8 protein-coding genes are annotated in these 11,843 nt (G+C 41.9%); 5 read left to right on the plus strand and 3 right to left on the minus strand.

What is annotated here, in order from left to right:
• Positions 1-98: 98 nt before the first annotated feature.
• Positions 99-1,634: a SusD/RagB family nutrient-binding outer membrane lipoprotein gene (locus tag ACVBDY_RS00260; protein WP_447173482.1), complete on the minus strand. Its 1,536-nt coding sequence runs from the start codon at positions 1,632-1,634 to the stop codon at positions 99-101.
• 11 nt (positions 1,635-1,645) lie between these two features.
• Entirely contained in the window at positions 1,646-4,768 is a 3,123-nt protein-coding gene (locus ACVBDY_RS00265) for a SusC/RagA family TonB-linked outer membrane protein (RefSeq protein WP_447173483.1), read from the minus strand.
• Positions 4,769-5,566: 798 nt separating this feature from the next.
• Here ACVBDY_RS00265 and ACVBDY_RS00270 point away from each other — a divergent pair.
• Together ACVBDY_RS00270 and era are read left to right on the plus strand one after the other, a co-directional pair.
• Positions 5,567-6,367, plus strand: coding sequence for a membrane metalloprotease (locus ACVBDY_RS00270; RefSeq protein WP_447173484.1), 801 nt, complete (start codon positions 5,567-5,569; stop codon positions 6,365-6,367).
• A 119-nt stretch (positions 6,368-6,486) separates the two neighbouring features.
• Positions 6,487-7,368, plus strand: coding sequence for a GTPase Era (era, locus tag ACVBDY_RS00275; protein ID WP_447173485.1), 882 nt, complete (start codon positions 6,487-6,489; stop codon positions 7,366-7,368).
• Between the two features lie 23 nt (positions 7,369-7,391).
• Here the strand turns inward: era and ACVBDY_RS00280 are convergent, their stop codons facing one another.
• Entirely contained in the window at positions 7,392-7,886 is a 495-nt protein-coding gene (locus ACVBDY_RS00280) for a hypothetical protein (RefSeq protein WP_447173486.1), read from the minus strand.
• A gap of 131 nt (positions 7,887-8,017) precedes the next feature.
• Here ACVBDY_RS00280 and der point away from each other — a divergent pair, with 131 nt between their 5' ends.
• From der to ACVBDY_RS00295, 3 genes are all read left to right on the plus strand, one after another.
• The gene (gene der, locus ACVBDY_RS00285; RefSeq protein WP_447173487.1) at positions 8,018-9,322 is read left to right on the plus strand and encodes a ribosome biogenesis GTPase Der; all 1,305 of its coding nucleotides are present in this window, start codon (positions 8,018-8,020) and stop codon (positions 9,320-9,322) included.
• A 445-nt stretch (positions 9,323-9,767) separates the two neighbouring features.
• A complete protein-coding gene (locus ACVBDY_RS00290) occupies positions 9,768-10,346 on the plus strand; it encodes an RNA polymerase sigma factor (RefSeq protein ID WP_447173488.1) in 579 nt (192 codons plus the stop codon).
• 377 nt (positions 10,347-10,723) lie between these two features.
• Complete coding sequence (locus ACVBDY_RS00295; RefSeq protein WP_447173489.1) at positions 10,724-11,701, plus strand: FecR family protein; 978 nt, start codon at positions 10,724-10,726, stop codon at positions 11,699-11,701.
• Positions 11,702-11,843 lie beyond the last annotated feature (142 nt).

The following is an 11,843-nucleotide window of genomic DNA, read 5'->3' on the forward strand; positions in this document are numbered from 1 at the left end:
GGATTTTTCCAAAATTAATAAGAAAAGAGGTTGTAATTAAAGTAACAACCTCTTTTCATAGTTAGTAGCTAGGTTATGTAATTGCTTTTTTTCATGAGTTAATCCACATCCCACCACACCCTGGTTGTAAGAACATCCGGGCCCTGAGCTTGTATTACAGCTTCATAATTTTCTCTGTTAGTAAGTACTTCTCCCTGAGGATAAGTGAGTCTCCGGGGTATACTACCATTAGTGACATTACCAGGATAGTTTACCGGAGTTAATTCGGGAAACCCTGTCCTTCGCCAGTTGGCAAAAGCCTCGTATTCGTTGAGGAAGGTTACGATCCAGTATTGTATGTTGATCTGTTCCAGCGCCTTGCTGGGGTCAAAAGGGTTTTCTGACAGGTATTCTGCAATTTCGGTATTGGAAATAACAGCTTCAGGATCATACATCTCCAGGTATTTCATCGCTGCGGTAACGCCGGCATCGTAATGTGCCTCCACATCTCCTCCGGCAAGCCCCCATCTGAATGCGGCCTCGGCGAGCATGAATTCTACTTCGGCATAGGTCTGGAGAAACATAGGGTCGTTCTCACCTGTAATATATAAGCGATTGGGCTCGGTATACGTATTCAAATTGCCCCCACCGGGATAGTTTTCTATGGAATTCCCATCCAGTCCATTGGGTAAACCTTTTTGTGTTTCCGGGTTTAAACGCTCTTCATTGGTTCTGAGTATGTCTTCATCGTCCTCATCTTTTTCACCGGTGTTTTGCGGTAATGCTCCGTATATAGTGAACCTTGGATCATCTTGAAGAAGTGCAACAAAAGTCGTACTCAGTCTTGGACTATTGTCATTGGTAAAGGTTTGGCCGTTACCGTTTTTATTTACTCCGGCCTCAACTTGGTGTGCAACAAAAGCAATATCGTCATTAGATTCCATAACACCACCTTCTATGGCTTTGGTCACCCACTGTTGGGAAGCTGCCGGATCCACTTTAACTAACCTCAGCCCCAGACGCAGCATCATGGAATATGCGTATTTTTTCCATTTGCCCAGATCTCCCTGGAAAATAATATCGGCATTTCCCAGTTCGGAAGTCCCTGTCTCTAATTGCAGTGCAGCTTCTTCAAGTTCCTTTAACATGTCTGCATAGATGTCTTCCTGCCGATCATATTTAGGTCTTACGATTTCTTCTAATACTCCCTTTCCGGCTTCGGTATAAGGGATGTCCCCATACAGATCGGTTAATCTATGATAGATAACCACTCTTAAAATTCTGGCTATGGACATCATTTCTCCCGTATTGCCTTCTTCATTTAGTTGGGCTATGATGTCTTCTATACTTTTAACGGCATTAGGGTACATAGCATCGTATAAAGAAGAGGCGTAATCCCGGTTCCAGAAATATTTATCTCCGGACCAATATCCTGCAGTTGTAGCACAATGCTGCATCATAGTGGAGAGATAGATGAGGTTTGCCCTCCAACTTTCATATTCGTCGCCCGAAGTATAAAGCATAGCTGCTGTAAATTTTGGTTCGACAGCTAGGTTTCCCGCTTTTGTGGGATCTTCATTAAGATCCTCAAATCCTTTATCGCAGGAAGATAACAGGATTGAAACAGATGTAAGTATATATATTATTTTTTTCATGGCCGTTCTCTTTAGAATTTAATGTTTACACTCAAACCGTAACTTCTGGTTGACGGAACACCAAAACGCTCTAGTCCCTGGGCATTGGAATTGTTAAATGCAGATTCCGGGTCTATATTGTCGGCATCTCTTTTGATGAAAAACAGGTTTCTGCCTATCAATGAGAAATTGATTGCGGTTAAGAAAGTGTTTTCCAGCATTTCCGATGGTAAGCTGTACCCCAGGCTTATTTGGCGAAATTTGATGAAATCCGCACTTTGTATATGTTCTTCTGCAATTTCGTATACTCTTTGGTAGTAATCCTGCAAGGCTATCTCTCCCTCTTCTCCTGCTCGGTCAGGATCGGCGATTGTAGTCGTAAAAGAATTTCCTTGTTGATTTACACCAGCAACAGTTAGTCCGTTTTCCCGTCCTTCAAGAGTATTTTTACTCAACCCGTTGTATGTAGCCCAGGCACTTGTGCCGGACCATATTTTTCCTCCAAACTTGGCGTCGATTAAAAAATCCAGATTAAAGTTCTTATAGCTAAAACTGTTATTTAATCCCATGGTCCACGGAGGAACACCATCTCCAAGGATACCTCTGTCACCAACTACAGGCCTGCCGTCATCCTGGTAAATAATCTGATTATTTTCATCCCTGGCATAAGTAGTGCCATAGATCTGTCCGTACGGTTTTCCAACTACGTTTCTCACATCGGCAAACCCGTAGCCAACCCCTAAAGTAACATCATTATTGTTTTCATCGGTAGCTACGACTTTACTTTCATTATATCCCAGATTATAACTTACATTCCATCGTAAGTTCTCATTTCGGACCGGAGTGGCCGTGAGCAGAAGTTCTATCCCTTTATTTTCAAGAATTCCCAGATTCTCTAAGGATTTACGATATCCTGTAGATACAGATCTGTTTACTTCTACAATATCATCTGTAGTTTTGTTATAATACCAGGAAAAGTCGATCCCGATACGGTTATTGAAGAATTTTAAGTCTGTCCCTATTTCGTATTCTTCTTTAGTATAGGGTTTTAAGTATGCATTTGGTATTTGGTCGCCTGATATTTGTCCTATTGGATTTCCCAGATGATTACCGAAAATTTCATATAACAGACTTAGTCTATAGGGATCATCAGCTCCACCTGCTACAGAAGAATAACCTGCCCGGATCTTACCGAAACTAATCCATTCGGGCATTTGAAGCGCATCTGTAAAGACAAAACTGGTATTTGCGGAATAGTAGAAGTCGTTATTCGGTGTTGTCTTCCCAACAGCTGATAGTGTGGAAAACCAATCGTTACGTCCTGTTAGAGTTAAGAATAAAAATTCATCATAAGATAATTCTATCGAAGCGTAGAGTGAATTTATTTTTTTTTCAGTGTATTCATAACCCTCATTAGCCGCTACAAGGTTAGCCGTATTACCTATGGTTTCCAAGCCAGGAACTATAAAATTTTCGCCTCGTCTTTCAAGCTTTTCGAATTTAACAGTATTACTACCTGCACCTAATATGGTATTGGTAGCGATCTTATCTGTAATATTCTTTTCTATTCCTATCATAAAGTCCGCATCGACCTGGGTAGAATTATATTGGGCTTCACGCATGGCTCCCAATGGTCTATAGGCTGTACCCCACGGTTCTACAGTGGTCAGTCGGGTGGTGTAATGGTCTAAACCGGCTCTCCCGGATAAGTATAACCAATCCAGGGCCTGATACCTGAGAGTAGCAGATCCGATGGTTCTGTTTTTTCTATCGTGTGTTTTGAATTTATATGCGGACCAATAAGGGTTTTGCTGATAAATGCTTGAGGATATGCGATATTCGGTATCATCATCATTATAACCCGGTCGGAAATTTAAAACGTCGACGTTTGCCGGTAACAAGGCCACGGAGAAGTTAGCGTTGCCAGGAGCATCTGATAATCTGGGCCTGTTATTTACATCTTCTATGATGTATTTGGCGGAGATGTCCGCAGTTAATTTGTCAGCCAGAATAGAACTTGCATTTAAGGAAAATGACTTTCTGTTCATTCCTGAATTTGGTGTAATATCCTTATTTGTCATGTCCGAAGCAGAGAATCTGAAACTTCCTTTTTCTCCTCCACTGCTAATGGCCACAGTATTTATAAAAGTATTTGCAGTTCTATAAAATCTTTTTATGTTATTACCCGTGTCAGAATACGGTCTGCTAACTCCGTCAAACTGTACCACATTTGAGCCGTCCAGCCTGGCACCCCAGGAAGAAAAGGCGGCATCCAGAGCGGCAGTGGAAGATAATGGAACCTCTCCTCTTGACCCTTGACCATATTCTTTTTGAAAATCATATATATCGGTGTTTACCGTATCAAAGGTCAGGGAGCTGGAATATTCTACTCCCAGTCCATCCTGGCCTTTTCCGCTCTTAGTGGTTATAATGATGACCCCCCTGGAAGCCCTGGAGCCATATAAAGCACTGGCGGCACCTCCTTTTAAAACACTTACGGATTCAATGTCGTCGGGGTTGATACTGGAGATCCCGTCTCCGAAGTCTGAGCCTCCCCATTCACTGGCAGAGCCTATATTGGTATTGTCTATCGGAATACCGTCTATTACATATAAAGGCTGGTTTTCTCCACTCAGTGAACTGGTACCTCTTATAACAACCCTGCTCGACCCAGCAGCTCCACTAGTAGGCGCGGTTACATTTACTCCCGCTACTTTTCCGGCAAGTGAATTTATGGCATTGGTTTGTTTTACCCTGGAAAACTCTTCCCCGTCAACTTCGGTAAGGGAATATCCGAGGGCTTTTGCGTCTCTTTTTATCCCCAAGGCGGTTACAACAACCCCTTCCAGTTCTTGTGCATCCGGAGACAGGGCAATATTAATGGTGGTTTTCCCGACAACGGGTACCTCCTGGGTTGCATATCCCATATTGGAGAAAATCAGAACAGTGTTTTCAGAAACCTGAATCGCAAAATTCCCGTCAAAATCAGTTGAAGCTCCTGTGGTAGTACCTTTAATTACCACATTTACCCCGGGTAATGGCATGCCGTCCTCGGCATCGGTAACCACTCCCGTGACCGTCCTGTCCTGGGCAAGCAGTAACTGACCGCAGAGGAGAAGAACAGTAAATACAAAAGTTAATTGTCTTTTACACATTTTAATTTTGAGTTAGTTAAAAATATGGAGCGACCACTTGGGCCACTCCGGAAAATAGTGATTGGCCCTTTCGTTAAAAAAGGGAGATAAATGTTATGGTAAAAATGAACATAAGGAAATTTTTTCGACTAATGACAATTCTGAAAAGTCGAAGGAAGTGTTAAGAATGTGTTACTATATTCTTGTAAAAAGGTTGTATGTAAGAGGTGATTTTAAAATGTATGATTTATCTTCAGCATTATTTAGCCTTTTTATTTTTTAAATTGAGGTTTTTACCTGTAAAAATGAAGATATGCCACACGAAAAATCGTAATAATTAGGCAAATTTATGAAATGATAGTGAAAGTGATAATGAAAAAAGGATATTGGCGTGGGATGTCTATGCTTTTAACAATAATTAAGGTGTTTTAACTTCTCTATAACATTGGTGTACGGATATCCTTTTGAATGGTAAGTGTTTTAAACTTCGGTGTCAAAGGGATTGCTTTAATGGCCATTTTCCGGGCATTAAAACGGGAGCAACGGGTTGAATGCTGTTTAATCCTGTCACGGATATGGATACTAAGAGGCTAAGCTTATTATAGGGCCCCTTGTTTTAGCTGATCGTTCCCTTTTCGGTAATCGGGGCTTGTCCTGACGATATTTAACAATTAAAATCGATGAATAACAATTGTAAAAGGCTAAAGGATTCTTCCGGGACGGTGGTTGATATGAAAAACATATTATGGTCATTACGAACTTTTTATATTGTGTTTTTAACAATTCTTTTGCATCTTTACGGGCTTAATAATTTTTTATATGTCAGCAAAAAAGATATTGTGGCTTCTGTTGTTTGTGGTTGCCACCTCTACGGGAATTGTAAGCTGTTCGAGCGATGATGATGATAACGAAGGAATGGTTCCTACGGAAACAGATAAAACTTTAAACCGGAAAGGCACGGGAGATGCTGCACACGATTTGCTTTCGGCACAGAACTATTCCAGGATTGTTCTGGAACTTATTTATATAGAAGGGTACGAACCTTCTTCCCAGTCTGTAGAAAACCTCAAGACTTTTATCGAGGCCCGGATGCACAAACCGGACGGGATTGTCATTGAAGAAAGATGGATCGATTCACCGGCACTTTCGGAATACAGCGTGGATGCGGTATTTGAACTGGAAAAAGAAGAGCGGATGCGGTATTCCGATAAGGAAGAAGGAGAGATTACGGTTTTTGCCTTTTTCGCGGATAAAGGATCGGACAAGGACGAAGGGAATAAAGTAGTCCTTGGAGCTGCATACCTGAACACCTCTTTTGTGATCTACGAATCTACCATACGTGAAATATCGGGTAGAACCGGGGCTCCTAGCAGGGTGACGATGGAAAGTACCGTATTACAACACGAATTCGGACATTTGCTCGGACTGGTTGACCTCGGCACGGAAATGCAGGAAGATCACCTTGATGAAGCGAACGGCCATCACTGTGATGCGGAAGAATGCCTGATGTTCCACCAGGCGGAATCCGGCGGAAATATTTCTGATCTCATCAACGGAGGAGAAATTCCGGAACTGGATGCACAATGTCTGGCTGATCTCATGGCCAACGGAGGAAAATAAATACCTATAACACGATATTACAGTGGTTTTGTGCTGAATAAATGAGAATAGTGCCCGGTAAATAGTACAAGTTTGTTCCGTAATTGATAATTTTGCCGGAGAACCACAATTCAGTATCCATGCACAAAGCAGGTTTTGTAAATATTATAGGGAATCCCAATGTGGGGAAGTCTACCCTGATGAATGCCTTCGTAGGTGAAAAAATATCTATTATCACCTCCAAGGCACAAACGACACGGCACCGGATATTCGGTATTGTGAACGGAGAGGATTTCCAGGTGGTCTTTTCAGATACCCCGGGGGTCATAAAGCCTGCGTATAAGTTGCAGGAATCCATGATGGATTTTGTAAAATCTGCTTTTGAAGATGCGGACGTACTTGTCTATATGGTAGAAATAGGTGAGAAGAAGCTTAAAGATGAGGCCTTTTTTGCAAAACTCAGTAAAACAAAAATCCCCATACTGCTATTGCTGAACAAAATTGATACTTCTTCGCAGGAGGAACTGGAAGCACAGGTAACGTACTGGAAAGAAGAGCTTCCCGGTGTTGAGATATATCCTATTTCGGCCTTACAGAATTTTAATGTGAGGGAAGTGTTCCAGCGGATACTGGAATTGCTGCCGGAATCCCCTGCATTTTATCCCAAGGACATGATCACAGATAAACCGGAACGCTTTTTTGTCAATGAGGCCGTCCGTGAAAAAATATTGCTTTTCTACAAAAAAGAGATCCCCTATTCCGTAGAAGTGGAGACCGAGGAATTCCTGGAAGAGGAGGAGATCATACGGATACGTTCCGTAATTATGGTGGAACGCGATTCCCAGAAGGGAATTATCATAGGACATAAAGGCGGCGCCCTGAAAAAAGTGGGTATTGAAGCCCGTAAAGATCTTGAAGCCTTTTTTGGCAAGCAGGTGCACCTCGAACTTTTTGTCAAAGTAAACAAAGACTGGAGGAGTAATGACAGGCAGTTACGCCGGTTCGGATACAACCGGAAGTAAGATAAGAAAATTACATTTTCCGGTCAGTTCAGCAGACTACGATTGTTCAGAAACTCGTAAAAGCCGTAAATAAGTGTTTTTCCCTTAGATTTTTTTGACTTCCTGACAACATACAATATTCCCCAGGAGATGATCATCAGGAGGGACAGTGCCGTAATAAGGATATAATCTGCCCCGGTATACCAGTTCAGTAAAGTCCAGATAATTAATGTGATGGATGCCATACCCGTTGAAAGTTGCAGGTATAGCAGCATGTTCCACAACGGAGACCGTGGGGCGAACCATCCGAAAAGAACACTCCTGGATTCATCGATCCTGTTTACTTCCAGGAGCAGTTGCGGAGCCCACCATTCCTCTTCGTTTTCGGACATCACAATAAGGGTGTGTTCATTGGACCGGGTTACCCTGTAAAGCGGATTGGAAGTCTGCAAAAAAGCGGATACAACAAAATTTTTATTCTTAGGGAGTTCGACGGAAAACTGTGGATCAAGGGCAATCTTGTCACCTAGGCTTTTCATAACCTGATTTATTTAGAAGAATAAATATAGTTCTTTTTTTAAGAAAAAACACTATAAAAGAGCCAAAGGATAAAACTTAGAAGGTCTCTTAAAAAAGGAAGTATTACCTTTGCCCCTTTAAAACTTTTTGCATGAGCAATATAGTAGCGATAGTAGGAAGGCCGAATGTAGGGAAATCAACGCTTTTTAATCGTTTGATCCAGCGCAGGGAGGCTATTGTAGATGCCATTAGCGGTGTAACCAGGGACAGGCATTATGGAAAGGCGGACTGGAACGGAAAAGAATTTTCCGTGATAGATACCGGTGGTTATGTAATGGGGAGTGATGATATCTTTGAACAGGAGATCGACAAGCAGGTAGAACTGGCCATAGATGAAGCGGATGCCATTGTATTCGTAGTAGATGTGGAGACAGGAGTTACCGGTATGGATGAAGATGTGGCCCAGCTACTTCGGCAAACTGATAAACCGGTATTGGTAGCTGTCAATAAAGTGGACAATGCCCAGCGCGAAGCCGATGCCGTAGAGTTTTATGCGCTTGGTCTGGGAGAATATTTTACCATTTCCGGTATTAACGGAAGTGGAACGGGGGAATTGCTGGATGCCCTGGTTAAGGTATTGCCCGAAATAGAAGAAAAAGATGAAGAAGAGTTACCGAGATTTGCCGTAGTAGGAAGGCCTAATGCCGGAAAATCATCGTTCATCAATGCCCTTATAGGAGAAGAGCGGTATATAGTTACCGATATAGCAGGCACAACCCGGGATAGTAGCGATACCCGTTACAACCGATTCGGTTTTGAGTTCAGCCTGGTAGATACTGCGGGGATACGACGAAAAGCCAAAGTAAAGGAAGATCTGGAATTCTACTCGGTAATGCGTTCGGTCAGGGCCATAGAGTACAGTGATGTTTGCCTCCTGCTTATCGATGCCACTCGTGGTTTCGAAGGCCAGGATCAGAACATTTTCTGGCTGGCGGAGCGTAATAGAAAGGGAATTGTTATCCTGGTGAATAAATGGGACCTTGTAGCGAAAGATACATCCACCACCAAAGAATTTGAAAGGGAAATACGAAAAACGATCGAACCGTTTACCGACGTACCTATTATTTTTATTTCGGCACTTACCAAACAGCGTATTTTCAAAGCTATAGAAACTGCCGTAGAAGTATACCAAAACCGAAGCAAGAGGATACCTACGAGTAAACTCAACGAGGTTATGCTTCCGGTAATAGAGCATACCCCGCCACCTTCAAATAAAGGAAAGTATATAAAGGTTAAATTCTGTACCCAGCTTCCGACAGCGATGCCGCAGTTTGTCTTTTTTGCTAATATGCCGCAATATATCAAAGACCCGTACCGCCGTTTTGTAGAAAATAAGCTCAGGGAAAATTTTGGTTTTCACGGGGTCCCCATGGATGTATATTTCAGAAAAAAATAAGTTTTAGACTTTCATGCTTTTCTGCCGGACGGACAGGCAGCCGGGCGTGAATATGCTTAATTAAACAGTTTCCATACCTCCTGACCAGCAGTCAGGAGGTATAATGGTATTCAGACATTTTTCCGGTTTGGTTCGCCGGAAGAATAAAATCACAATCTCTCCAGGTCCTGAAAAGGATTACCGGTTATTCTCTTGATACTTATCGGCGAGAAAACCGTAAAATTAATATCCCTCCACAAGAAAATATTCTTCAGTGTTTTTATTTTTGATTAAAAAATAACAATATTATTAATAAATTAGCATTGTATTGATCTGTTTATTGGTGTTTTGTTGTTTTAATGCTGCTTAAAAAAAAGTTAATACCAAATTAACAGAAGCTTAAACCTCGTTTTTTTGCGTGTTTTGATTATTTCAATTCATTTGTTCATCCGGTATATTAATAAAAATGAATAGAAAAATCCCCGAATCATCTGATCAGGAATTATTGGCAGAACTCAAAAAAGGAAACAAGTCCGCATTTGAGGAGATATTCAACAGGTATTGGAAGCGTTTGTTTTCTTATGCCTATAAGATATACGAAGATGAGGTGGTGTGTGAGGATATGGTTCAGGAGATCTTTATACGCTTGTGGGAAAGATCTATGGATTTAGATGTAAATAATTTAGAAGGCTACCTGTTCCGGGCAGTAAAATATAAACTTGCCAATTCTATTCGGGATTTGAAATTTACCGTGCAACATACTGATGCCCTTTCTGCTCTCCCCGAAATACCACCGGCAACCCGGCAAATGGAATACCAGGAGCTTGAAAGAGAAGTATTTGTTCTGGTAGACCAACTACCACATCGTTGTAAACAGGTCTTTTGCCTGAGCAGGGTAGACAGTCTTACCAATACGGAAATCGCAGAAAAACTGGATATCTCAGTCCGTACCGTGGAGACCCATATCAGCAATGCTCTGAAATACCTGAAAATGAACCTTCATGTAGCTTACTTATATGCTATTGCTGTTTTATTCCTGTTCTGATTTTTAATTTTCTCTCCTTTAGTTTCTGGACATTTTAGCCACGAATACACAGATATACTAAACCAGATATGTGGTAATAGTTACTTTGGAATGGGCGTCCCTTTCAACGGGACAAGCCTTGGCAAAACAGACTTTCAGTCTAATTCCAAAACTAAAAAACAACCGGCTGCAAACTGTTTGTATTTTCAGATTTGTCCCGGGAGGTATACCCTGTAAAAAAGCTTTAGATCGGCTTTGTGTTTTGTTACGGAAAATTCAGTGTTAAGATAGGGTTAACGCATCTTCTTCCTTATTACCAGAATATTAAATACTCATTTTTTTTCTTTTTACTTACGTGTCAGTTGCTTTTTGTGTGACTTACAGTAAAAGCATACATCTTGAAAAAGCAGGAATTCATAAAACTGGCGGAAAAATATACCGATGGCCGTTGCACCCCGGAGGAAAGGCAAGTGGTGGAGACTTTTTTCGATAAGTTTCAGAAGAAAAAACAGGAGTGGGAGTGGAGCGAGGATGAAGAAAGGCGCCTGCGAATGCTGGCCGGGATACGAAACCGGATAGACAGGAGTAGTGAAAACAGGGGAATTGCGGGAAACACGCGGCAGTGGTACCGGATTGCCGGTATCGCAGCATCTCTGGTGCTTTTTATAGGAGTGGCTTTATACTACAATTTAAATGTGGGAGAAAGGTATAGAGAAGAGATAGCCATGCGGGGAGAAAAAAAAGAAATTACGCTGGAAGACGGTACAATGGTCTACCTGAACGCGGAGAGTTCCATACAATATCCACAGCATTTTTCCGGAGTAAGGGAAGTGATCCTGAAGGGAGAGGCTTTTTTTGAGGTAACAAAAGACCCGGAAAGACCCTTTATCGTAAAATCCGGCGATGTGGAAACCCGGGTTTTGGGCACATCTTTTAACATAAATGCATATTCCGGAGAACACGTTCGTGTCAGTGTCAACACAGGAAAAGTACAGGTGACTGATACCCGGCCGGAAGGTGAAAAGGCTTTTCTGGAGAAAAATCAGCAGGCGATGTTCCGGCAGGAGACAGGAAAGCTGGAAGTGTCCGGAACAGATGCCGAAAAATACAGGGCCTGGACAGACAATGTTATGGTTATGGAAAGCAATACTCTTAAAGAGGTTGCCGATATGCTGGAAAGATGGTATGACGTCGAAATCGTTTTTATAGATAAAGATCTTGAAAATAAAACGATTACGGGTAAATATAAAACCAATGATATCCGGGAGGTACTGGAGAGTATTAAGTTTCTCAAACAGGTAGACTACGACTTCACAGCCCCGGGAAAAATACAAATAAGAAACATGTCTAACCCGCAAAAACCAGCGCCCATGTAACAGTTCCCCTAAAAAACAAAACCCATTCCTGTTACAGCAGAAATGGGTGTCTCCGACATCGGTTACAGCCGAAAAACGGAGGTTGGACTAATCAAGTAATCACTCTTTACAGGAATTCTGTTTACAGACAGAATACATCATG

The sequence above is a fragment of the Sinomicrobium halophytocola genome, assembly GCF_052983395.1.

Coding starts and splice junctions, on each gene's coding strand:
- der (WP_447173487.1), top strand. CDS start 8,018: ATGAGCAATATAGTAGCGATAGTAGGAAGGCCGAATGTAGGGAAATCA.
- ACVBDY_RS00270 (WP_447173484.1), top strand. CDS start 5,567: ATGTCAGCAAAAAAGATATTGTGGCTTCTGTTGTTTGTGGTTGCCACC.
- ACVBDY_RS00280 (WP_447173486.1), bottom strand. CDS start 7,886: ATGAAAAGCCTAGGTGACAAGATTGCCCTTGATCCACAGTTTTCCGTC.
- ACVBDY_RS00260 (WP_447173482.1), bottom strand. CDS start 1,634: ATGAAAAAAATAATATATATACTTACATCTGTTTCAATCCTGTTATCT.
- ACVBDY_RS00265 (WP_447173483.1), bottom strand. CDS start 4,768: ATGTGTAAAAGACAATTAACTTTTGTATTTACTGTTCTTCTCCTCTGC.
- ACVBDY_RS00290 (WP_447173488.1), top strand. CDS start 9,768: ATGAATAGAAAAATCCCCGAATCATCTGATCAGGAATTATTGGCAGAA.
- era (WP_447173485.1), top strand. CDS start 6,487: ATGCACAAAGCAGGTTTTGTAAATATTATAGGGAATCCCAATGTGGGG.